Below are 23,261 nucleotides of genomic sequence, written 5' to 3'. Positions count from 1 at the left end.
GAAGGCTATTTTTGTTATTGAAGATGTAGGGAGTTAGAGTGGCTAACATCCTTATAGCCACTCTGAATGTATTAATTAAACTTCTTTCAGTTTTGCGGTGAAGTGACGCAATACTTTTGGCTCATAGGTAAAGGTTAAACCTTTAATATTCGCCGCGTTCTCTTTCACATGTTTGAAGGCTTCAATAATGAAGTCCATATGTGTTTGAGTATATGTTGCGCGCGGAATGGTTAAACGCAGCAGTTCAGCCGGGCATGGCAGTTGTTTACCGGTTTTCGGATCGCGGCCTAACAGGAAAGAGCCAATTTCTACCGCACGGATACCGGCGACTTTATACAGCTCGCAGGCCAGCGCCTGTGCCGGGAACTGATCTGCCGGGATATGCGGCAACAGTTTACCTGCATCAACGAATGCCGCGTGACCGCCCGCCTGCTGGCAGACAACGCCAATCTCTTCCAGACCATCAACCAGATACTGTACCTGCGCGATACGATAAGCCAGCCAGTCCAGATTCATGCCGTCATACAGACCTACCGCCAGACGCTCCATCGCACCGCCTTCCAGGCCGCCATATGTCGGGAAGCCTTCCTGTACCACGCAAAGGGTTCTGCATTCGGTATACACATCAAAGAAGCTGTCGTCTTTCATGCACAGCAAGCCGCCCATCGGCACCATTGCATCTTTCTTGGCGGACATCGCCAGCATATCGGCATATTTGTAGGTTTCGCGGGTGATCTGCTCGATGGTCCAGTCTTTGTATTCTGCTTCACGCTGCTTGATGAAATAGGCGTTTTCGGCAAAGCGTGCGGAGTCCATGACCACCGGAATATCGTATTTCTTCGCGATGCTGTACATCGCTTTTAAGTTTGCCAGTGAAACCGGCTGACCACCTGCGGAGTTACTGGTGATGGTTGCAACGATATACGGCACGTTATTCGGGCCAACTTCTTCAATACCGCGTTCTAATCCCTCAAGGTCAAAGTTGCCTTTAAAGTCGTAACGCACGCCCGTATCGAAGGCTTCTTTGATATAGACGTTACGCACGGTACAGCCGTTGATCTGGCTATGGCCCTGCGTGGTATCAAAGAAATAGTTAGAGAACGCCACCATTTTGCTGCGATCCAGGCCCTTTTCCTGCTCGCGTTTTTTAATCAGAACAGGAATATAGATTTGCTCTGCACCACGGCCCTGGTGAGTCGGAATAGTGTATTGATAACCAAAGATATTTTTCACTGACTCGGCTAACGCATAGTAGCTGCGGCTGCCGCTGTAAGCTTCATCGCCGCGCATCATCGCGGCCTGCATACTCTGCGTCACTGCCCCGGTGCCGCTGTCGGTCAGTAAATCGATAAACACATCTTCACTATCCAGCAGGAACGGGTTCATACCGGATTTAATAATTGCCTCTTCACGGTAAGCGCGAGTCGTACGTTTTACTGGCTCAATAACACGAATGCGGAATGGTTCAGGGAGATGTTTAAAGTTTTCCATTACATAATCCTTCATTTATTTTAATTACAGTGATCCCTGTGAATATGATATTTGCAATATCTATTAATTCGCCAGTTATATATGCCAAGACCATCATTTACTAAAACAAGTAAATAAATGAGAGACAGCCTTTGCAAAAGGCAAAATTAAGATATAGCAAACAAATAGATCACATTGAATCTAATCGGTTTGGCTTTGGTGATGGTTACAGAAGGGCAAATCAAGGGCGGTGATCGACAATCTTGTTGTCAATATTGAACCATTTTGAGGTCACACATATATGTAAGATATTCATAATGCACTTATCCTCGAAAGACACGAGGCTACAGTATAATACTCAAGGAATTTGTCTATTCTGAAATTGTTTAAATGTGAATCGAATCACAATCGTTCGGGAAGCAATATTAAATGCTTTTTTTAAAGATTATAAATTACGTAAGAATTTTAATGTTTAAAAAAAGGGTTGAGGCATAACAGGAGTGTTAACAATGAAGCGAAGCCGCATCTGACAGTCAGAATGCGGCTTCGCAAGCGCGGTTACTTACCAATACAGAAGCTGGAGAAAATCCGCCCCAGCAGGTCATCAGAAGTAAATTCTCCGGTGATCTCGCTTAATTTCTGCTGCGCCAGGCGCAACTCTTCCGCCAGCAGTTCACCCGCCCAGGCACCTAACAGTTGCGCTTTACCCTGTTGCAGGTGCTCTGCCGCCTGTTCCAGTGCCTGTAGGTGACGACGACGCGCCAGGAAGCCGCCTTCCATGTTGGTGTCAAAGCCCATGCTCTGTTTGAGATGGTTACGCAGCACGTCCACACCTTCACCAGTCCTTGCTGAGAGACGAATTAACGCGTGACCGTTCACTTCACTCATCCCCAGCGTTTCGCCGGTGATATCGGCTTTATTGCGCACCACTGTGATCGGCAGTTTCGCAGGCAGACGGGCGATAAATTCCGGCCAGATCTCTGCTGGATCAACAGCGTCTGTCGTAGTGCCATCAACCATAAACAGCACGCGGTCAGCCTGTTCGATTTCCTGCCATGCGCGCTCGATACCAATACGTTCCACTTCGTCGCTGGCTTCGCGTAGCCCGGCGGTATCGATGATATGCAACGGCATTCCGTCAATGTGGATATGCTCACGCAGCACGTCACGCGTGGTTCCGGCGATATCAGTCACGATTGCCGCTTCACGGCCCGCCAGCGCGTTTAACAGGCTCGATTTACCGGCGTTTGGACGCCCGGCAATCACTACTTTCATCCCTTCGCGTAACAAGCTGCCCTGACGAGCCTCGGCGCGTACTGCGTCGAGATCGGCAATCACGTCATTGAGCTGGGCTTCAATTTTGCCGTCGGAGAGGAAATCGATCTCTTCATCGGGGAAATCAATTGCCGCTTCGACGTAAATGCGCAAGTGGGTGAGGGCTTCCACCAGATGGTTAACCCGTGCGGAGAACGCGCCTTGCAGCGAGTTTAGCGCTGAGCGCGCCGCCTGTTCCGAGCTGGCGTCGATAAGGTCTGCAATCGCTTCGGCCTGGGCTAAATCGAGTTTATCGTTCAGAAATGCGCGTTCGGAAAACTCACCAGGACGGGCAATCCGCAGGCCGGGAATAGTCAGAATGCGTTTTAACAGCAGGTCGAGGATCACCGGACCGCCGTGACCTTGCAGTTCCAGCACATCTTCGCCGGTGAATGAGTTCGGGCCAGGGAACCATAGCGCAATCCCCTGATCGAGCACGCTGCCATCGGCGTCTTTAAACGGAAGATAATCGGCGTAGCGCGGCTTGGGCAGTTTACCCAGCACGGTTTCGGCAACTTCACGGGCTTTGAGGCCGGAGATGCGCAGGATGCCAACGCCGCCACGTCCCGGAGGCGTGGCCTGGGCTACGATAGTGTCATTATCGCTCATGATGTTCCTGTTGCTTTGTGTGGCGGATGCGCGGTGCTTATCCGCCCTACGAAAAGAAAAAAGGCGGTCAACTGACCGCCCTTATTTTAGCGAAAACTCACCGAATCAGGATTTTTTCTTCTCGCGGCTATGCAGGCCACGTTTTTCCAGACCACGGTAAATCAGCTGCTGCTGAATAATGGTAACCAGGTTGCTGACGATATAGTACAGCACCAGACCTGACGGGAACCACAGGAAGAACACGGTGAAGATGACCGGCATAAAGGTCATGATCTTCTGCTGCATCGGGTCGGTCACAGTGGTCGGCGACATCTTCTGAATGAAGAACATCGTTACGCCCATCAGGATCGGCAGGATGTAGTACGGGTCCTGTGCTGACAGGTCGTGGATCCACAGTGCAAACGGTGCCTGACGCAGTTCAACGGAACCCATCAGCATGTAGTACAACGCCAGGAAGATTGGCATCTGGATCAGCAGCGGGAAGCAGCCGCCCAGCGGGTTAACCTTCTCAGCTTTGTACAGCGCCATCATTTCCTGGCTGATACGCTGTTTGTCATCGCCCAGACGCTCACGCATCGCCTGAATCTTCGGCTGCAGCATACGCATCTTCGCCATGGAGGTGTACTGCGCTTTGGTCAGCGGGTACATGATGCCACGAACGATAAAGGTGATGATGATAATGGAGAAGCCCCAGTTACCCACAAAGCTATGGATCCATTTCAGCAGTTTGAACAGCGGCTGAGAGATGAACCACAACCAACCGTAATCAACGGTCAGATCCAGGTGCGGAGCAACTGCTGCCATTTTGTCCTGGATTTCCGGGCCAACCCACAGGGTGCTGTTCATTGCGCCAGCCTGACCAGGCTGAACCAGTACCGGCTGAGATTTATAGCCGATAGCGGCGATGCCGTTACCCAGATTAGCGGTGTAGAAGTTGTTGGTACCGTCGTTATGCGGGATCCACGCAGTCGCGAAATACTGTTGCAGCATCGCCACCCAACCACCTTTCGAAGAGATGTTCAGGTTTTCGTTATCGGCAATGGTATCGAACTTATATTTCTCGTACTTCTCGTCAGGCGTGGAGTACGCCGCGCCACGGAAGGTGTGCAGTGCGAAGTTGCTGCTTCCGGTGTCGAGATGCGGTGGCAGTGTAATGGATTGCTTCAACTGACCAAAGGTGGAGATCTCCAGCGGTTTCTCGCCAGCGTTCTGCACGTTGTAGTTGACGTTGACAGCGTAATCACCACGTTTCAGGACAAACGTTTTGGTAAACGTGTTGCCTGCCGCGTCGGTATACGTCATCGGCACCTGCAGTTCGTTTTGACCTTCAGCCAGCACATAAGCGTCTTTTTCAACGTTATACAGCGGACGCGGGCCGTTAGCCGGGTTATCCGGGCCATCACGACCGGTCAGACCGCTCTGTGCCTGATAAATAAACTGCGGTGAAGTTTCCAGCAGCTGGAACGGCTGGGTAGAGTTCAGCTCTTTCGGGTAAGCAGGCAGCAGAGCTTGCTCAACATCACCACCACGGGTGTTGATGGTCAGATCAAGCACGTCGGTCTTAACCGAGATCAGTTTCCCCTGGCCACTGGCCGGTACGCCCTGGTCGGCGGCGCTACCCGCTGCGGTGGTCGTTGTCTGCGTGGTCTGTTGGGCCTGAGGTTGCGGGTTTGTATCCTGCTCCCAGGCTTGCCAGATCATGAAAGACACGAACAGCAAAGCGATGACTAAAAGATTGCGTTGCGAATCCATCGTTAGTGTTCTCTGGTATCAAATGGTCCGGGCGGGACGGGATCGTCACCACCAGGGTGTAAAGGGTGGCATTTTAATACGCGTTTCACCGTCAACCAACTGCCTTTTATCACTCCAAACCTGCGCAATGCCTCAATTCCGTAGCTTGAACAGGTTGGAGTGAAACGACAATGCGGCCCGAGTAGCGGACTAATCAGGCGTTGATAGACCCGAATGAGGGCTATCAGGACCCGCGAGCCAGGCGACAGTGGCGGCGCCATAATTTTTCCAACGCTTCCGAGAGAGCACGGTTATCGAGGTCGGCAACCCCTTTTTTCGCCACCACCACGAAATCCATAGCCGGGAGTTCATGTTGGCGCAGACGGAAGCTTTCACGCGTCAGACGTTTAATCCGATTGCGTTCATGGGCGCGTCGAACGTTTTTCTTGGCGACTGTAAGACCGATACGGGGATGCCCCAGCGAATTCAGGCGGCCGAGAATGGTAATTTGCGGCGTGCCAGCCCGTTGTGGCTGCTGGAAGACGAATGTGAATTGACTGGGAGTTAACAAGCGTAACTCCCTGGGAAATGCGAGCTTAACCACTCAGGGGTTAGCTTTATTACTTAGAAACGGTCAGACGAGCGCGGCCTTTAGCACGACGACGTGCCAGAACCTGACGACCATTTTTAGTAGCCATACGAGCACGGAAGCCGTGAGAACGGTTGCGCTTCAGTACAGACGGTTGAAAAGTGCGTTTCATGGCGATTTCTACCTAAACTTGAATAAATTCAATGGCTTTATTGGATATCCGCCGAAAAATGAAACGATGGACACCGAAGCCATGGGTGATTAAAGAGGCCGGATTGTAATAATTGTACACTCCGGAGTCAATTCTCTTTCCTTATTTACCGCGCTTTTCCGCACCTTTTCGCAGGGAAAACGTACGGCCTCACACCAGTGAAAACCAGCATGGCGCGCCGGGTGGAGGATTATACGGGCTGACGGGTAAAGCGCAAGGATCGTCCTGGATCTTTATTAGATCGATTAAGCCAATTTTTGTCTATGGTCATTAAATTTTCCAATATGCGGCGTAAATCGTGCCCGCCTCGCGGCAGGATCGTTTACACTTAGCGAGTTCTGGATCATCCTGTGGATAAATCGGGAAAATCTGTGAGAAACAGAAGATCTCTTGCGCAGTTTAGGCTATGATCCGCGGTCCCGATCGTTTAGCAGGATCTTGATCGGGCATATAACCGCAGACAGCGGTTCGTGCGTCACCCTCAAGCAGGGTCTTTTCGACGTACGTCAACAATCATGAATGTTTCAGCCTTAGTCATTATCGACTTTTGTTCGAGTGGAGTCCGCCGTGTCACTTTCGCTTTGGCAGCAGTGTCTTGCCCGATTGCAGGATGAGTTACCAGCCACAGAATTCAGTATGTGGATACGCCCATTGCAGGCGGAACTGAGCGATAACACGCTGGCCCTGTACGCGCCAAACCGTTTTGTCCTCGATTGGGTACGGGACAAGTACCTTAATAATATCAATGGACTGCTAACCAGTTTCTGCGGAGCGGATGCCCCACAGCTGCGTTTTGAAGTCGGCACCAAACCGGTGACACAAACGCCACAAGCGGCAGTGACGAGCAACGTCGCGGCCCCAGCACAGGTGGCGCATGCGCAGCCGCAACGTGTTGCGCCTTCTACGCGTTCCGGTTGGGATAACGTCCCGGCTCCGGCAGAACCGACCTATCGTTCTAACGTAAACGTCAAACACACGTTTGATAACTTCGTTGAAGGTAAATCTAACCAACTGGCGCGCGCGGCGGCTCGTCAGGTGGCTGATAACCCTGGCGGTGCCTATAACCCGTTGTTCCTTTATGGCGGCACGGGTCTGGGTAAAACTCACCTGCTGCATGCGGTGGGTAACGGCATTATGGCGCGTAAGCCGAATGCCAAAGTGGTTTATATGCACTCCGAGCGCTTTGTTCAGGACATGGTTAAAGCCCTGCAAAACAACGCGATCGAAGAGTTTAAACGCTACTACCGTTCCGTAGATGCACTACTGATCGACGATATTCAGTTTTTTGCTAATAAAGAACGATCTCAGGAAGAGTTTTTCCACACCTTCAACGCCCTGCTGGAAGGTAACCAGCAGATCATTCTCACCTCGGATCGCTATCCGAAAGAGATCAACGGCGTTGAGGATCGTCTGAAATCCCGCTTCGGTTGGGGACTGACTGTGGCGATCGAACCGCCAGAGTTAGAAACCCGCGTGGCGATCCTGATGAAAAAGGCCGACGAAAACGACATTCGTTTGCCGGGCGAAGTGGCGTTCTTTATCGCCAAGCGTCTACGCTCTAACGTACGTGAGCTGGAAGGGGCGTTGAACCGCGTCATTGCTAACGCCAACTTTACCGGACGGGCGATCACCATCGACTTCGTGCGTGAGGCGCTGCGCGACTTGCTGGCATTGCAGGAAAAACTGGTCACCATCGACAATATTCAGAAGACGGTGGCAGAGTACTACAAGATCAAAGTTGCGGATCTCCTTTCCAAGCGTCGATCCCGCTCGGTGGCGCGTCCGCGCCAGATGGCGATGGCGCTGGCGAAAGAGTTGACTAACCACAGTCTGCCGGAGATTGGCGATGCGTTTGGTGGTCGTGACCACACAACGGTGCTTCATGCTTGCCGGAAGATCGAGCAGTTGCGTGAAGAGAGCCACGATATCAAAGAAGATTTTTCAAATTTAATCAGAACATTGTCATCGTAAACCTATGAAATTTACCGTAGAACGTGAGCATTTATTAAAACCGCTACAACAGGTGAGCGGTCCGTTAGGTGGTCGTCCTACGCTACCGATTCTCGGTAATCTGCTGTTACAGGTTGCTGACGGTACGTTGTCGCTGACCGGTACCGATCTCGAGATGGAAATGGTGGCACGTGTTGCGCTGGTTCAGCCGCACGAACCAGGGGCGACGACCGTTCCGGCGCGCAAATTCTTTGATATCTGCCGTGGTCTGCCTGAAGGCGCGGAAATTGCCGTGCAACTGGAAGGTGAGCGGATGCTGGTGCGTTCCGGGCGTAGCCGTTTTTCGCTTTCCACCCTGCCAGCAGCAGATTTCCCGAACCTCGATGACTGGCAGAGCGAAGTCGAATTTACCCTGCCGCAGGCGACGATGAAGCGTCTGATTGAAGCGACTCAGTTTTCGATGGCGCATCAGGATGTTCGCTATTACTTAAACGGTATGCTGTTCGAAACCGAAGGTGAAGAACTGCGCACCGTGGCGACCGACGGTCACCGTCTGGCGGTCTGTTCAATGCCAATTGGTCAATCTTTGCCAAGCCATTCGGTGATCGTGCCGCGTAAAGGCGTGATTGAACTGATGCGTATGCTCGACGGCGGCGACAATCCGCTGCGCGTGCAAATTGGCAGCAACAATATACGTGCCCACGTCGGCGACTTTATCTTCACCTCCAAACTGGTGGATGGTCGCTTCCCGGATTACCGCCGTGTTCTGCCGAAGAACCCGGACAAACATCTCGAAGCAGGGTGCGATCTGCTCAAGCAGGCGTTTGCCCGTGCGGCGATCCTCTCCAACGAGAAATTCCGCGGCGTGCGTCTGTATGTCAGCGAAAATCAGCTGAAAATCACCGCCAATAACCCGGAACAGGAAGAAGCGGAAGAGATCCTCGACGTTACCTATAGCGGTGCGGAGATGGAAATTGGCTTCAACGTCAGCTATGTGCTGGATGTTCTGAACGCGCTGAAATGCGAAAACGTGCGCATGATGCTGACCGATTCGGTTTCCAGTGTGCAGATTGAAGATGCCGCATCACAGTCGGCTGCCTATGTTGTCATGCCAATGAGACTGTAATGTCCCTCACCCGTTTGTTGATCCGCGATTTCCGCAACATTGAAACCGCGGATCTCGCTTTATCTCCCGGCTTTAACTTTCTGGTAGGTGCCAACGGCAGTGGCAAAACCAGCGTGCTGGAAGCCATCTATACGCTCGGCCACGGTCGGGCGTTTCGCAGTTTGCAGATTGGTCGTGTTATTCGCCACGAGCAGGAGGCGTTTATTCTCCATGGGCGTTTACAGGGCGAAGAGCGCGAGACGGCGATTGGCCTAACCAAAGATAAACAGGGCGACAGCAAAGTCCGCATCGACGGTACTGACGGGCATAAGGTCGCCGAGCTGGCGCATCTGATGCCGATGCAACTGATAACGCCAGAAGGGTTTACTTTACTCAACGGCGGCCCCAAATACAGAAGAGCTTTCCTCGACTGGGGATGCTTTCACACCGAACCCGGATTTTTCACCGCCTGGAGCAATCTCAAGCGATTACTCAAGCAGCGCAATGCGGCACTGCGCCAGGTGACTCGTTATGAACAGCTACGCCCGTGGGACAAAGAACTGATCCCGCTGGCAGAACAAATCAGTACCTGGCGCGCCGAGTACAGCGCCGGTATCGCCGCTGATATGGCCGATACCTGTAAGCAATTTCTCCCGGAGTTTACTCTGACTTTCTCTTTTCAGCGCGGCTGGGAGAAAGAGACAGAATATGCTGAGGTGCTGGAACGTAATTTTGAACGCGATCGCCAGTTAACCTACACCGCGCATGGCCCGCATAAAGCGGACTTACGCATTCGCGCCGACGGTGCGCCGGTGGAAGATACCTTATCGCGTGGACAGCTTAAGCTGTTGATGTGCGCCTTACGTCTGGCGCAAGGAGAGTTCCTCACCCGTGAAAGCGGGCGGCGGTGTCTCTACCTGATAGATGATTTTGCCTCTGAGCTTGATGATGAGCGTCGCGGACTGCTTGCCAGCCGCTTAAAAGCGACGCAATCACAGGTCTTTGTCAGCGCGATCAGTGCTGAACACGTAATAGACATGTCGGACGAAAATTCGAAGATGTTTACCGTGGAAAAGGGTAAAATAACGGATTAACCCAAGAATAAATGAGCGAGAAACGTTGATGTCGAATTCTTATGACTCCTCCAGTATCAAAGTCCTGAAAGGGCTGGATGCGGTGCGTAAGCGCCCGGGTATGTATATCGGCGACACGGATGACGGCACCGGTCTGCACCACATGGTATTCGAGGTGGTAGATAACGCTATCGACGAAGCGCTCGCGGGTCACTGTAAAGAAATTATCGTCACCATTCACGCCGATAACTCTGTCTCTGTACAGGATGACGGGCGCGGCATTCCGACCGGTATTCACCCGGAAGAGGGCGTATCGGCGGCGGAAGTGATCATGACCGTCCTGCACGCAGGCGGTAAATTTGACGATAACTCCTATAAAGTGTCCGGCGGTCTGCACGGCGTTGGTGTTTCGGTAGTAAACGCCCTGTCGCAAAAACTGGAGCTGGTTATCCAGCGCGAGGGTAAAATTCACCGTCAGATCTACGAACACGGTGTACCGCAGGCTCCGCTGGCGGTTACCGGCGAGACTGAAAAAACCGGCACCATGGTACGTTTCTGGCCAAGCCTTGAAACCTTCACCAATGTGACCGAATTCGAATATGACATTCTGGCGAAACGCCTGCGTGAGTTGTCGTTCCTCAACTCTGGCGTTTCCATTCGTCTGCGCGACAAGCGCGACGGCAAAGAAGACCACTTCCACTATGTAGGCGGTATCAAGGCGTTCGTTGAATATCTGAACAAAAACAAAACGCCGATCCACCCGAATATCTTCTACTTCTCCACCGAAAAAGACGGTATCGGCGTTGAAGTTGCATTGCAGTGGAATGATGGCTTCCAGGAAAACATCTACTGCTTTACCAACAACATTCCGCAGCGTGATGGCGGTACTCACCTGGCAGGCTTCCGTGCGGCGATGACCCGTACTCTGAACGCCTACATGGATAAAGAAGGCTACAGCAAAAAAGCCAAAGTCAGCGCCACCGGTGACGATGCGCGTGAAGGCCTGATTGCCGTCGTTTCCGTAAAAGTGCCGGACCCGAAATTCTCCTCTCAGACCAAAGACAAACTGGTTTCTTCTGAGGTGAAATCGGCGGTTGAACAGCAGATGAACGAACTCCTGGCAGAATACCTGCTGGAAAACCCAACCGACGCGAAAATCGTAGTCGGCAAAATTATCGATGCTGCTCGTGCCCGTGAAGCTGCGCGTCGCGCTCGTGAAATGACCCGTCGTAAAGGTGCGCTGGATTTAGCGGGCCTGCCGGGTAAACTGGCGGACTGTCAGGAACGCGACCCGGCGCTCTCTGAACTGTACCTTGTGGAAGGGGACTCCGCGGGCGGCTCTGCGAAGCAGGGGCGTAACCGCAAGAACCAGGCGATTCTGCCGCTGAAGGGTAAAATCCTCAACGTCGAGAAAGCGCGCTTCGATAAGATGCTCTCTTCCCAGGAAGTGGCGACGCTGATCACCGCGCTTGGTTGTGGTATCGGTCGTGACGAGTACAACCCGGACAAACTGCGTTATCACAGCATCATCATCATGACCGATGCGGACGTCGACGGCTCGCACATTCGTACGCTGCTGTTGACCTTCTTCTATCGTCAGATGCCGGAAATCGTTGAACGCGGTCACGTCTACATCGCTCAGCCGCCGCTGTACAAAGTGAAGAAAGGCAAGCAGGAACAGTACATTAAAGACGACGAAGCGATGGATCAGTACCAGATCTCTATCGCGCTGGATGGCGCAACGCTGCACACCAACGCCAGTGCACCGGCATTGGCTGGCGAAGCGTTAGAGAAACTGGTGTCTGAGTACAACGCTACGCAGAAAATGATCAACCGAATGGAGCGTCGTTATCCGAAAGCAATGCTGAAAGAGCTTATCTATCAGCCGACGCTGACGGAAGCCGACCTCTCTGATGAGCAGACCGTTACCCGTTGGGTGAACGCCCTGGTCAGCGAACTGAACGACAAAGAACAGCACGGCAGCCAGTGGAAGTTTGATGTCCACACCAATGCTGATCAAAACCTGTTTGAACCGATTGTTCGCGTGCGTACCCACGGTGTGGATACTGACTATCCGCTGGATCACGAGTTTATCACCGGTGGCGAATATCGTCGTATCTGCACGCTGGGTGAGAAACTGCGTGGCCTTCTGGAAGAAGATGCGTTTATCGAACGTGGCGAGCGTCGTCAGCCGGTAGCCAGCTTCGAGCAGGCGCTGGACTGGCTGGTGAAAGAGTCCCGTCGCGGCCTCTCCATCCAGCGTTATAAAGGTCTGGGCGAGATGAACCCGGAACAGCTGTGGGAAACTACCATGGACCCGGAAAGCCGTCGTATGCTGCGCGTTACCGTTAAAGATGCAATTGCTGCCGATCAGCTGTTCACCACGCTGATGGGCGACGCCGTTGAACCGCGTCGTGCGTTTATCGAAGAGAATGCCCTGAAAGCGGCGAATATCGATATTTAATGGCGTTAACAATGCGAGCGTGCATGATGCGCTACGCTTATCAGGCCTACGAGACTCCTGCAATATTTTGAATTTGCATGATTTTGTAGGCCGGATCAGACGTTAACGCCGCATCCGGCTAGAAGCTATAAGAAAAGGGCGGAGATCATCTCCGCCCTTTTTATTTCTGCAATCCGTAATTATCATTCCGCAGATCTATACTTTTTGAGTCAACACGTAACGCTTTACAGGTGATTATCATGGGGCTTTTTGATGATGTTGTCGGCGCCTTTCTGAAAGGCGATGCGGGGAAATATCAGGCTATTTTGAGTTGGGTTGAGGAGCAGGGTGGCATTCAGGTGCTGTTGGAAAAACTGCAAAGTGGCGGCTTAGGTGCCATTCTCTCAACCTGGTTGAGTAATCAACAGGGCAATCAGCCGGTGAGCGGCGAGCAACTGGAGTCGGCGCTCGGCACAAATGCGGTGTCCGATCTCGGGCAAAAACTGGGTGTAGATACCAGTACGGCTTCCAGCTTGCTGGCAGAGCAACTGCCAAAGATTATTGATGCTCTCTCACCGCAGGGTGAAGTGTCTTCGCAAGCCAATAACGATTTGCTTTCCGCAGGCATGGAACTGCTGAAAGGGAAACTCTTCCGCTAAGCAAAAGGGGAGCATGCAACGCGCGTTGCATCCCCCTTTTCCCTCGGGTGTTGTACTGATTTTTGAGCGGAATCGCGTTAGCATGGGTCAGGAACCAATCTACCTGGGGAACTCATGGCTATCAAACTCATTGCAATCGATATGGATGGCACCCTTCTGCTGCCCGATCACACCATTTCACCCGCTGTTAAAAACGCGATTGCCGCAGCTCGCGCCCGTGGCGTGAATGTCGTGCTAACGACAGGTCGCCCTTATGCAGGCGTTCACAACTACCTGAAAGAGCTGCATATGGAACAGCCGGGCGACTACTGCATTACTTATAACGGCGCGTTGGTACAGAAGGCCGCCGATGGTAGCACCGTGGCGCAAACCGCTCTGAGCTATGAAGACTACCGTTTCCTGGAAAAACTCTCTCGCGAAGTCGGTTCTCATTTCCACGCCCTGGACCGCACCACGCTGTACACCGCCAACCGTGATATCAGCTACTACACGGTGCATGAATCTTTCGTTGCCACTATTCCGCTGGTGTTCTGCGAAGCGGAGAAAATGGACCCCAATACTCAGTTCCTGAAAGTGATGATGATTGATGAACCCGCCATCCTCGACCAGGCCATTGCGCGTATTCCGCAGGAAGTGAAAGAAAAATACACTGTGCTGAAAAGTGCGCCGTACTTCCTCGAAATCCTCGATAAACGCGTTAACAAAGGTACGGGTGTGAAATCACTGGCCGACGTGTTAGGCATTAAGCCGGAAGAAGTCATGGCGATTGGCGATCAGGAAAACGACATCGCAATGATTGAATACGCAGGTGTTGGTGTGGCAATGGATAACGCTATTCCTTCGGTGAAAGAAGTGGCGAACTTTGTCACCAAATCCAACCTGGAAGATGGCGTGGCGTTTGCTATTGAGAAGTATGTGCTGAATTAATCAGTGGGAGGGCAAACTGCATAAATGCGTTTGCCCGCAGCGATTAACAATTTCTGGTCGTGCATAAAATCAGGAACTGGAGTGGTGACGTTACTATATCCAGCGTAAGAGTGACTGGTAGCAGCGCATTAGCGAGGCCGCGCGGAACGCCATCAGTTGCTTTGTACTTATAAAATCCCACCGTAAAGGGTTGATGGAAAACCATCACGTTTGAGTAATCCGCTTTTTTATTTTTCTGGTGGATAGAGCCTTTCAGGCCGTCAAGTGCCCAGGTACAACGCTGGGTATTACAAATAAAACCATATTGTGTCGCCAGTGCTTTATCTTCCTCATTATCCCAGTCGTAATAGAGCGTTATTGAACCAGAAAAATTAGTATCACTGCTGCTTAAAATAAATTTCGCGTTATCGGAAACGGTGATTCTTTCGCCATGAATTGCCGGATCGTTCAGCATTTTAACCACCTCGCCGCCGCCCGTGGTCAACAGATAGTCCAACGATTCACCAACAAAAACATAGCCTTTCGTACCGTTACTATCCTCTGCCAGCGATAACCCCTTAATCGAGTCTGACCGCCATTGCTCGGCATGTGGAGGACTTGCGGTATTGAAAAGCAGTCCTGCGGTTAGACAACCGGTCAACGCAAATGCCAAAGAACACAAACCGGCAGCCTTAAAAAATCCCTTAAAATTCAACTTCATGACTAATCGTTTAAACGAGTAGCTAAGCCGTTGAAAGCATACTCTTCTTTCCCTCCTGTTTAGCGCCTGATATCCCTTTTCAGATTTCTGCCCGACGCATGTCATTTTTTTATGCATTGTTCTTTTTGTGATCTAAATTGTAGTACAACAATATAACTTTGTACTACATTACGCATACGGCAAACGCGAACGTCATCACGCTGGTACTACAAAATTGCCGCGTTATGCATCGATCGGGGTAAAGTAGAGAAGTACATACAGAGCACAAGGACTCTCCATGACTCTCAATAAAACCGATCGCATCGTCATTACGCTGGGTAAACAGATCGTTCACGGCAAATACGTGCCAGGCTCGCCGCTTCCGGCCGAAGCGGAACTTTGTGAGGAGTTTGCAACCTCGCGCAACATCATCCGTGAGGTTTTTCGTTCGCTGATGGCGAAGCGGCTGATTGAAATGAAACGTTATCGCGGGGCGTTTGTGGCACCGCGTAATCAGTGGAATTACCTCGATACTGACGTGCTGCAATGGGTGCTGGAAAACGACTACGACCCACGGCTTATCAGTGCAATGAGCGAAGTGCGAAATCTGGTGGAACCGGCGATTGCCCGTTGGGCGGCAGAGCGCGCGACTTCCAGCGATCTGGCGCAGATTGAATCAGCGCTGAACGAGATGATCGCCAACAATCAGGACCGCGAAGCGTTTAACGAAGCGGATATTCGCTATCACGAGGCGGTACTGCAATCAGTGCATAACCCGGTGTTACAGCAACTTAGCATTGCGATTAGTTCATTACAGCGGGCGGTTTTTGAACGAACCTGGATGGGCGATGAGGCCAACATGCCGCAAACGCTCCAGGAACATAAGGCGCTGTTTGATGCGATACGGCATCAGGACGGCGATGCGGCAGAGCAGGCGGCGCTTACCATGATCGCCAGCTCGACACGAAGGTTAAAGGAAATCACATGACAGCTCGCTACATCGCAATTGACTGGGGATCGACCAATCTGCGCGCCTGGCTTTATCAGGGCGACAACTGCTTGGACAGCAGGCAATCAGAAGCAGGCGTTACGCGTCTGAACGGAAAATCTCCGGCTGCGGTGTTAGCAGAAGTGACGACCGACTGGCGTGAAGAGAATACGCCAGTGGTGATGGCAGGAATGGTCGGCAGCAATGTCGGCTGGAAAGTTGCACCGTATTTATCTGTTCCTGCCCGTTTTTCATCTATTGGCGAACAATTAACGTCTGTTGGCGACAATATCTGGATTATTCCCGGATTATGCGTTTCTCATGATGATAACCACAATGTGATGCGCGGCGAAGAAACACAATTGATCGGCGCGCGTACTTTGGCTCCTTCCTCTCTTTATGTCATGCCCGGTACGCATTGCAAATGGGTGCAGGCCGATAGCCAGCAAATCAACGATTTTCGCACCGTAATGACCGGTGAATTACATCATTTACTGTTAAATCATTCATTGATTGGCGCAGGTTTACCACCGCAGGAAAACTCTGCCGATGCCTTCGCGGCTGGCCTTGAGCGTGGTCTCAATGCGCCCGCCATATTGCCGCAGCTTTTTGAAGTTCGTGCCTCGCATGTGCTGGGAACACTTCCCCGTGAACAGGTCAGCGAATTTCTCTCTGGTTTGTTGATTGGCGCAGAGGTCGCCAGTATGCGCGACTACGTGGCCCATCAACACGCCATCACCCTTGTCGCCGGAACATCGCTGACTGCACGCTACCAGCAAGCCTTTCAGGCGATGGGTTGCGACGTGACGGCGGTGGCGGGCGACACGGCATTTCAGGCTGGTATAAGGAGCATCGCTCATGCAGTGGCAAACTAAACTCCCGCTGATCGCCATTTTGCGCGGTATTACGCCCGACGAGGCGCTGGCGCATGTTGGCGCGGTGATTGACGCTGGGTTCGACGCGGTTGAAATCCCTCTGAATTCCCCACAATGGGAACAAAGCATTCCCGCCATCGTTGATGCGTATGGCGACAAGGCGTTGATTGGCGCAGGTACGGTACTGAAACCTGAACAGGTCGATGCGCTCGCCAGGATGGGCTGCCAGCTCATCGTTACGCCCAATATCCATAGTGAAGTGATCCGCCGCGCGGTGGGCTATGGCATGACCGTTTGCCCCGGCTGCGCGACGGCGACAGAAGCCTTTACCGCGATCGACGCGGGCGCGCAGGCGCTGAAAATATTCCCGTCATCGGCTTTTGGGCCGCAATACATCAAAGCGTTAAAAGCGGTATTACCGCAGGACATCCCGGTCTTTGCCGTAGGCGGTGTGACGCCAGAAAACCTGGCGCAGTGGATAGACGCAGGTTGTGCAGGGGCGGGCTTAGGCAGCGATCTCTATCGCGCCGGGCAGACCGTAGAACGCACCGCGCAGCAGGCAGCAGCATTTGTTAAGGCGTATCGAGAGGCAGTGCAATGAAAATCACCAACATTACTACGTATCGTTTACCTCCCCGCTGGATGTTCCTGAAAATTGAAACTGATGAAGGCGTGGTCGGTTGGGGCGAGCCCGTGATCGAAGGCCGCGCCCGCACGGTGGAAGCGGCAGTTCACGAGCTGGGTGACTATTTGATTGGTCAGGATCCATCGCGCATCAATGACTTATGGCAAGTGATGTATCGCGCCGGATTTTATCGTGGCGGTCCGATTCTGATGAGCGCCATCGCCGGGATCGACCAGGCGTTATGGGATATCAAAGGTAAAGTGCTGAATGCGCCGGTCTGGCAACTGATGGGTGGCCTGGTTCGCGACAAAATTAAAGCCTACAGTTGGGTCGGCGGCGATCGTCCGGCGGATGTTATCGACGGCATTAAAACGCTACGCGAAATCGGCTTCGATACCTTCAAACTGAACGGTTGTGAAGAGCTGGGATTGATTGATAACTCCCGCGCGGTAGATGCGGCGGTCAACACCGTGGCACAAATTCGTGAAGCTTTTGGCAATCAGATTGAGTTTGGTCTTGATTTCCACGGTCGCGTCAGCGCGCCGATGGCGAAAGTGCTGATTAAAGAACTGGAACCGTATCGCCCTCTGTTTATTGAAGAACCGGTGCTGGCGGAACAAGCCGAATACTACCCGAAACTGGCGGCACAAACGCATATTCCATTGGCGGCGGGTGAGCGCATGTTCTCACGCTTCGATTTTAAACGCGTGCTGGAAGCTGGCGGTATTTCGATTCTGCAACCGGATCTCTCCCACGCAGGCGGTATTACCGAATGCTACAAAATTGCCGGAATGGCGGAAGCCTATGACGTGACCCTTGCGCCGCACTGTCCGCTCGGCCCGATTGCACTGGCGGCTTGCCTGCATATCGACTTTGTTTCCTATAACGCGGTACTTCAGGAACAAAGTATGGGCATTCATTACAACAAAGGCGCGGAGTTACTCGACTTTGTGAAAAATAAAGAAGACTTCAGCATGGTCGGCGGCTTCTTTAAACCGTTAATGAAACCGGGCTTAGGCGTGGAAATCGACGAAGCCAAAGTCATTGAGTTCAGTAAAAATGCCCCGGACTGGCGTAATCCGCTCTGGCGTCATGAAGATAACAGCGTAGCAGAGTGGTAATTCCTGCCACGTAAGCCCCTCATCGGGCACTAAAACAGCAATACAAAAATATAACCCTCTGTACATTACAGGGCATGGTGAGCGGCTTCGCTATGCCCAAAATCTGGAGAAAGCTCGCTATGGATATTCCCGTTAATGCAGCAAAACCGGGGCGTCGGCGTTATCTGACGCTGGTGATGATCTTTATTACGGTGGTCATTTGTTATGTTGACCGCGCTAACCTGGCCGTGGCTTCCGCCCATATTCAGGAAGAGTTCGGCATTACCAAAGCGCAAATGGGCTATGTATTTTCGGCCTTCGCCTGGCTTTATACCTTATGTCAGATCCCCGGCGGTTGGTTTTTAGATCGCGTAGGTTCTCGCGTGACTTATTTTATTGCGATATTTGGCTGGTCAGTGGCGACGTTATTCCAGGGCTTTGCCACGGGCTTAATGTCATTAATTGGTCTGCGCGCGATAACCGGTATTTTCGAAGCGCCCGCGTTCCCGACCAATAACCGGATGGTGACCAGCTGGTTCCCGGAACATGAACGCGCTTCTGCCGTGGGTTTTTATACGTCTGGTCAGTTTGTCGGTCTGGCGTTTCTGACTCCGCTGCTGATCTGGATTCAGGAAATGTTGAGCTGGCACTGGGTGTTCATTGTCACCGGCGGTATCGGCATTATCTGGTCGCTGATTTGGTTTAAGGTTTATCAGCCGCCGCGCCTGACCAAAGGCATTAGCAAAGCTGAACTGGATTACATTCGTGACGGCGGCGGTCTGGTGGATGGCGATGCGCCGGTGAAGAAAGAGGCGCGTCAGCCGTTAACAGCCAAAGACTGGAAACTGGTGTTCCATCGTAAACTGATCGGCGTCTATCTTGGGCAATTTGCGGTGGCTTCTACACTGTGGTTCTTCTTAACTTGGTTCCCGAACTATTTAACTCAAGAAAAAGGAATCACGGCGCTGAAAGCGGGCTTTATGACCACGGTGCCATTCCTTGCGGCGTTTGTTGGCGTCCTGCTCTCAGGCTGGGTCGCGGATCTGCTGGTTCGTAAGGGCTTATCACTGGGCTTTGCGCGTAAAACGCCGATTATCTGCGGTTTGCTGATCTCCACCTGCATTATGGGTGCTAACTACACCAACGATCCGATGATGATTATGTGCCTGATGGCGCTGGCATTCTTCGGCAACGGTTTTGCTTCGATTACCTGGTCGTTAGTCTCTTCTCTGGCACCGATGCGGCTGATTGGTTTAACCGGCGGCGTGTTTAACTTCGCCGGTGGTCTGGGCGGCATCACCGTTCCGCTGGTGGTGGGGTACCTGGCGCAGGGTTACGGTTTCGCACCTGCACTGGTTTATATCTCCGCCGTCGCGTTGATTGGCGCGCTCTCTTACATCCTGCTGGTGGGCGATGTGAAGCGCGTTGGATAATCTTTAAACTGTGGAATATGCGCCACACCACTGCGCATAATCCACTTTCGTAAAGCCGGTGCGGTCAGGCATTGGCTTTTTACTATTTTGCCGAAGAGTTTTAAACGCAGTTTGCGGGTGGCGCGCCAGTAGGCGGCGTTGCTCTTCTCCGGTTGTTTGAGTAACACCGAACGCAGAATCTCTGCGCTATCCAGCGCATAGCTAATCCCCTCCAGTGAGCTGGCGCTGATAAATCCCGCCGCTTCACCAATCAGAAAGGCGTTGTCCTTACCGCAGACAAAATCCTGCCAGCGTGAGGGAAACAGCACCGTGCATTTTTCGCTTTTTACCGCCTTACCAAACTGGAACTGAAAGGCGCTCATTTTGTCTTTCAGCGACGCGAAACGCGCCTGGCCGTCTTTCATTGGATAGGCACCGCCAAAGATAAAATAACCGTCTTTGCTGATACTCCATGAATAACAGTCAGTTATCGCATTATCAAAGATGCAGGAGTAGAACGGCACCGGATGTTTCTCTGCGAACCACTGCTGGATAGCAACATATTTACGAATCTGATGATCCGGGTAGAGATGTCGCCGCACCATCGAGTTTGCACCATCGGCACCGACCAGATAGCGGGCGGTAATGTGTTGCTCCCAGCCGTCTGCGCGAAAAATGACATGCCATTTATCATCCTCGCGCCAGATTTTCCGGCACAGGCTGTCGTGGTAAACCTCAACGCTGGTGGGAATGAGCGATTTCATCCATAAGTCGAAAGCATGGCGATTAATATTGATATAGCTTCGCTGGTAGTTACGTGTAAGCGATGCGGCGACGTCGACGGTTTTGACGCTGAAAATCTGCGGATTGGCGATCACATCGACAGGAAGCGTTAGTCCATCGCGAATAAAAGATCGCTGCGCGTCCGGTGCCAGCAGACCGCCGCAGGGTTTGCTGAAACCTTCAGTACCGCACTGGTGCTTTTTATCCAGCGCGATCACCTGCATTTTGCCTGCTAACTTTCGCGCCAACGCCGACCCTGCCGGGCCGAGGCCAATAATCGCCACGTCGAAATGTTCCATCTTTTCACTCACATTCATCACGATGGCAAAAGACTATTGTCTGAAAGTGAAGTCCTTGTGAAGTATGATGGCGGAACCGTTTTGTATCAGGACCGCGCCATGAAACAGATAACCTTTGCTCCCCGTAATCACCTGCTCACCAATACCAATACCTGGACGCCCGACAGCCAGTGGCTGGTATTTGACGTGCGTCCTTCTGGGGCGTCGTTTACCGGCGAGACCATTGAGCGTGTGAATATTCATACCGGTGAGGTCGAGGTTATCTACCGTGCGTCACAGGGCGCACACGTCGGCGTGGTGACCGTTCATCCGAAGTCAGAGAAATATGTCTTTATTCACGGCCCTGAAAATCCTGATGAAACATGGCATTACGATTTCCATCATCGACGCGGAGTGATTGCTGAAAGCGGCAAGGTGAGCAATCTCGATGCAATGGATATTACCGCGCCGTATACGCAAGGAGCGCTGCGCGGCGGCAGCCATGTGCATGTCTTTAGCCCGAACGGTGAAAGGGTGAGCTTTACCTATAACGACCATGTAATGCATGAACGCGATCCGGCGCTGGATTTGCGAAATGTCGGTGTTGCTGCACCGTTTGGCCCGGTCAACGTACAAAAGCAGCATCCGCGTGAATACAGCGGTAGCCACTGGTGCGTACTGGTGAGTAAAACAACGCCCACGCCGCAGCCAGGCAGTAATGAAATCAATCGTGCTTATGAAGAAGGATGGGTAGGAAATCACGCGCTGGCGTTTATTGGCGACACACTTTCGCCAAAGGGCGAGAAAGTGCCGGAGCTGTTCATCGTTGAGTTACCGCAAGATGAAGCTGGCTGGAAAGCAGCAGGTGATGCGCCGTTAAGTGGAACGGAAACAACCCTGCCCGCGCCACCGCGTGGCGTCGTGCAGCGACGTTTAACCTTTACCCATCAGCGGGCTTATCCGGGGTTAGTCAACGTTCCGCGCCACTGGGTGCGCTGTAATCCGCAGGGTACGCAAATCGCGTTTTTAATGCGTGATGATAACGGCATTGTGCAATTGTGGCTTATCTCACCACAGGGCGGCGAGCCGCGACAGTTAACTCATAACAAAACGGATATTCAGTCTGTATTTAACTGGCACCCTTCCGGGGAATGGCTGGGCTTTGTGCTGGATAATCGAATTGCTTGCGTCGATGCGCAAAGCGGCGAGGTTGAGTATTTAACCGAAAACCACGCCAATCCCCCTTCTGCGGACGCCGTGGTCTTCTCGCCGGATGGTCAATGGCTGGCGTGGATGGAAGGTGGCCAGCTGTGGATCACCGAAACTGATCGCTAAATCAGTTATCAGGCATTCTGGCCGGTGGAATAACCGCATTGGTGGCTTGCGCGTTGGCTTCGCTTTTTTCAACGCGTGAGCGCACCGAGCTGTCTTTGCGGAATACATCCCACGGCAGTAAAAGCGTATCCATCACAGCGGTAAACGGCATATCGAGAATCGCCAACGACTTAGTGCCCCAGTTGGTTTCATCGTCGCCAATCATGGTGGCGCTGGCGCGGGTGCCGGGATACGTTCCTTCTTTTCCTCCGGTATGGGACATCACGCTGGAGCATCCTCCGAGTAATGCCATTCCGCTGCATATCATGAACGCTAACAACACATTTCTTATCATAATAAATTCATCTGTTGATCGTGGGTGTTGGCCTGATGAGTTATAGCGATCCCTTGCTGAAAATAACATCATCATTACGTCGCACTGTGGCGGCTATCGCACTTTAACGTTTCGTGCTGCCCCCTCAGTCTATGCAATAGACCATAAACTGCAAAAAAAAGTCCGCTGATAAGGCTTGAAAAGTGCATTTCCAGACCCATTTTTACATCGTAGCCGATGAGGACGCGCCTGATGGGTGTTCTGGCTACCTGACCTGTCCATTGTGGAAGGTCTTATATTCTCGCTGATTTCAGGAGCTATTGATTATGCGTAACTTTGATTTATCCCCGCTTTACCGTTCTGCTATTGGATTTGACCGTTTGTTTAACCACTTAGAAAACAACCAGAGCCAGAGTAATGGCGGCTACCCTCCGTATAACGTTGAACTGGTAGACGAAAACCATTACCGCATTGCTATCGCTGTGGCTGGTTTTGCTGAGAGCGAACTGGAAATTACCGCCCAGGATAATCTGCTGGTGGTGAAAGGTGCTCATGCCGACGAACAAAAAGAGCGCACCTATCTGTACCAGGGCATCGCTGAACGCAACTTTGAACGTAAATTCCAGTTAGCTGAGAACATTCATGTTCGTGGCGCTAACCTGGTGAATGGTCTGCTGTATATCGATCTCGAACGTGTGATTCCGGAAGCGAAAAAACCGCGCCGTATCGAAATCAACTGATTCCCTAAGGCCGCCTGGCGCGGTCTGATATCTCCATGCTCGCCGTCAGGGA

General features: G+C 52.2%; 24 protein-coding genes and 1 other annotated feature. Of the genes, 13 read left to right on the top strand and 11 right to left on the bottom strand.

What is annotated here, in order from left to right; all coding sequences use genetic code 11:
* Positions 1-75: 75 nt before the first annotated feature.
* From tnaA to QUF14_RS22675, 8 genes are all read right to left on the bottom strand, one after another.
* Positions 76-1,491 (bottom strand): tryptophanase, encoded by a 1,416-nt coding sequence (gene tnaA, locus QUF14_RS22710; protein WP_001295247.1) that lies wholly within the window; start codon positions 1,489-1,491, stop codon positions 76-78.
* A 220-nt stretch (positions 1,492-1,711) separates the two neighbouring features.
* Positions 1,712-1,786, bottom strand: coding sequence for a tryptophanase leader peptide (gene tnaC / locus QUF14_RS22705; RefSeq protein ID WP_001364348.1), 75 nt, complete (start codon positions 1,784-1,786; stop codon positions 1,712-1,714).
* Between the two features lie 242 nt (positions 1,787-2,028).
* The gene (gene mnmE / locus QUF14_RS22700; protein ID WP_100733626.1) at positions 2,029-3,393 is read right to left on the bottom strand and encodes a tRNA uridine-5-carboxymethylaminomethyl(34) synthesis GTPase MnmE; all 1,365 of its coding nucleotides are present in this window, start codon (positions 3,391-3,393) and stop codon (positions 2,029-2,031) included.
* Positions 3,394-3,498: 105 nt separating this feature from the next.
* Positions 3,499-5,145, bottom strand: a complete 1,647-nt coding sequence (gene yidC, locus QUF14_RS22695) for a membrane protein insertase YidC (RefSeq protein ID WP_000378290.1) — start codon at positions 5,143-5,145, stop codon at positions 3,499-3,501.
* Positions 5,146-5,147: 2 nt separating this feature from the next.
* On the bottom strand, positions 5,148-5,405 hold the full coding sequence (gene yidD, locus QUF14_RS22690) for a membrane protein insertion efficiency factor YidD (RefSeq protein ID WP_001307474.1): 258 nt from the start codon (positions 5,403-5,405) through the stop codon (positions 5,148-5,150).
* Complete coding sequence (gene rnpA, locus QUF14_RS22685; protein WP_000239730.1) at positions 5,369-5,728, bottom strand: ribonuclease P protein component; 360 nt, start codon at positions 5,726-5,728, stop codon at positions 5,369-5,371. The genes yidD and rnpA overlap by 37 nt, the downstream gene beginning before the upstream one ends.
* 16 nt (positions 5,729-5,744) lie before the next feature.
* Positions 5,745-5,885 (bottom strand): 50S ribosomal protein L34, encoded by a 141-nt coding sequence (rpmH, locus tag QUF14_RS22680; RefSeq protein ID WP_000831330.1) that lies wholly within the window; start codon positions 5,883-5,885, stop codon positions 5,745-5,747.
* Between the two features lie 229 nt (positions 5,886-6,114).
* Positions 6,115-6,195: a hypothetical protein gene (locus QUF14_RS22675; RefSeq protein ID WP_122134670.1), complete on the bottom strand. Its 81-nt coding sequence runs from the start codon at positions 6,193-6,195 to the stop codon at positions 6,115-6,117.
* A 296-nt stretch (positions 6,196-6,491) separates the two neighbouring features.
* On the opposite strand from QUF14_RS22675, the gene dnaA reads away from it, so the two are divergent.
* From dnaA to yidA, 6 genes are all read left to right on the top strand, one after another.
* The gene (gene dnaA, locus QUF14_RS22670; RefSeq protein WP_000059102.1) at positions 6,492-7,895 is read left to right on the top strand and encodes a chromosomal replication initiator protein DnaA; all 1,404 of its coding nucleotides are present in this window, start codon (positions 6,492-6,494) and stop codon (positions 7,893-7,895) included.
* A 4-nt stretch (positions 7,896-7,899) separates the two neighbouring features.
* Complete coding sequence (gene dnaN / locus QUF14_RS22665) at positions 7,900-9,000, top strand: DNA polymerase III subunit beta (RefSeq protein WP_000673464.1); 1,101 nt, start codon at positions 7,900-7,902, stop codon at positions 8,998-9,000.
* The gene (recF, locus tag QUF14_RS22660; RefSeq protein WP_100733627.1) at positions 9,000-10,073 is read left to right on the top strand and encodes a DNA replication/repair protein RecF; all 1,074 of its coding nucleotides are present in this window, start codon (positions 9,000-9,002) and stop codon (positions 10,071-10,073) included. The genes dnaN and recF overlap by 1 nt, the downstream gene beginning before the upstream one ends.
* Before the next feature lie 28 nt (positions 10,074-10,101).
* Positions 10,102-12,516: a DNA topoisomerase (ATP-hydrolyzing) subunit B gene (gene gyrB / locus QUF14_RS22655; protein ID WP_024211989.1), complete on the top strand. Its 2,415-nt coding sequence runs from the start codon at positions 10,102-10,104 to the stop codon at positions 12,514-12,516.
* A gap of 239 nt (positions 12,517-12,755) precedes the next feature.
* Complete coding sequence (locus QUF14_RS22650) at positions 12,756-13,154, top strand: YidB family protein (protein ID WP_001355061.1); 399 nt, start codon at positions 12,756-12,758, stop codon at positions 13,152-13,154.
* A gap of 114 nt (positions 13,155-13,268) precedes the next feature.
* Positions 13,269-14,081: a sugar-phosphatase gene (yidA, locus tag QUF14_RS22645; protein WP_000985560.1), complete on the top strand. Its 813-nt coding sequence runs from the start codon at positions 13,269-13,271 to the stop codon at positions 14,079-14,081.
* A gap of 43 nt (positions 14,082-14,124) precedes the next feature.
* Here the strand turns inward: yidA and QUF14_RS22640 are convergent, their stop codons facing one another.
* Positions 14,125-14,781, bottom strand: coding sequence for a YidX family protein (locus tag QUF14_RS22640; protein ID WP_000772929.1), 657 nt, complete (start codon positions 14,779-14,781; stop codon positions 14,125-14,127).
* 277 nt (positions 14,782-15,058) lie between these two features.
* Between QUF14_RS22640 and dgoR the strand changes: the two genes are divergently transcribed.
* The 5 genes from dgoR to QUF14_RS22615 all read left to right on the top strand — a co-directional run bounded on the left by dgoR (position 15,059) and on the right by QUF14_RS22615 (position 19,781).
* A complete protein-coding gene (gene dgoR, locus QUF14_RS22635) occupies positions 15,059-15,748 on the top strand; it encodes a D-galactonate utilization transcriptional regulator DgoR (protein WP_000174305.1) in 690 nt (229 codons plus the stop codon).
* The gene (gene dgoK / locus QUF14_RS22630) at positions 15,745-16,623 is read left to right on the top strand and encodes a 2-dehydro-3-deoxygalactonokinase (RefSeq protein ID WP_100733629.1); all 879 of its coding nucleotides are present in this window, start codon (positions 15,745-15,747) and stop codon (positions 16,621-16,623) included. The genes dgoR and dgoK overlap by 4 nt, the downstream gene beginning before the upstream one ends.
* Positions 16,607-17,224 carry a 2-dehydro-3-deoxy-6-phosphogalactonate aldolase gene (dgoA, locus tag QUF14_RS22625; protein WP_001198711.1) on the top strand — a complete coding sequence of 206 codons (618 nt, stop codon included), beginning with the start codon at positions 16,607-16,609 and terminating at the stop codon, positions 17,222-17,224. The genes dgoK and dgoA overlap by 17 nt, the downstream gene beginning before the upstream one ends.
* Complete coding sequence (gene dgoD, locus QUF14_RS22620; protein ID WP_000705256.1) at positions 17,221-18,369, top strand: galactonate dehydratase; 1,149 nt, start codon at positions 17,221-17,223, stop codon at positions 18,367-18,369. The genes dgoA and dgoD overlap by 4 nt, the downstream gene beginning before the upstream one ends.
* A gap of 74 nt (positions 18,370-18,443) precedes the next feature.
* Positions 18,444-19,781: an MFS transporter gene (locus QUF14_RS22615; protein WP_000253474.1), complete on the top strand. Its 1,338-nt coding sequence runs from the start codon at positions 18,444-18,446 to the stop codon at positions 19,779-19,781.
* On the opposite strand, the gene cbrA is transcribed toward QUF14_RS22615, so the two are convergent.
* Positions 19,742-20,842, bottom strand: coding sequence for a colicin M resistance lipid reductase CbrA (gene cbrA / locus QUF14_RS22610; protein WP_100733630.1), 1,101 nt, complete (start codon positions 20,840-20,842; stop codon positions 19,742-19,744). The two genes, QUF14_RS22615 and cbrA, sit on opposite strands and share 40 nt — an antisense overlap.
* 99 nt (positions 20,843-20,941) lie before the next feature.
* Here cbrA and QUF14_RS22605 point away from each other — a divergent pair, with 99 nt between their 5' ends.
* A complete protein-coding gene (locus QUF14_RS22605) occupies positions 20,942-22,156 on the top strand; it encodes a YidR family protein (RefSeq protein ID WP_024211986.1) in 1,215 nt (404 codons plus the stop codon).
* Position 22,157: 1 nt separating this feature from the next.
* Here QUF14_RS22605 and QUF14_RS22600 read toward each other — a convergent pair whose 3' ends face one another.
* Positions 22,158-22,490, bottom strand: coding sequence for a YceK/YidQ family lipoprotein (locus QUF14_RS22600; RefSeq protein ID WP_001313407.1), 333 nt, complete (start codon positions 22,488-22,490; stop codon positions 22,158-22,160).
* 239 nt (positions 22,491-22,729) lie between these two features.
* Positions 22,730-22,802 (top strand) — a sequence feature (ROSE (Repression Of Heat Shock gene Expression) occurs in the 5'-region of heat shock genes and acts as an RNA thermometer to modulate expression.).
* Between QUF14_RS22600 and ibpA the strand changes: the two genes are divergently transcribed.
* The gene (gene ibpA, locus QUF14_RS22595) at positions 22,796-23,209 is read left to right on the top strand and encodes a small heat shock chaperone IbpA (RefSeq protein ID WP_001243437.1); all 414 of its coding nucleotides are present in this window, start codon (positions 22,796-22,798) and stop codon (positions 23,207-23,209) included. (Overlaps the previous feature by 7 nt.)
* Positions 23,210-23,261 lie beyond the last annotated feature (52 nt).

The sequence above is a fragment of the Escherichia sp. HH091_1A genome, from assembly GCF_030295175.1.
Lineage (GTDB): Bacteria > Pseudomonadota > Gammaproteobacteria > Enterobacterales > Enterobacteriaceae > Escherichia > Escherichia coli_F.
Note: the sequence above shows the minus strand (reverse complement) of the source record. Positions and strands in the feature narration are given on the sequence as shown.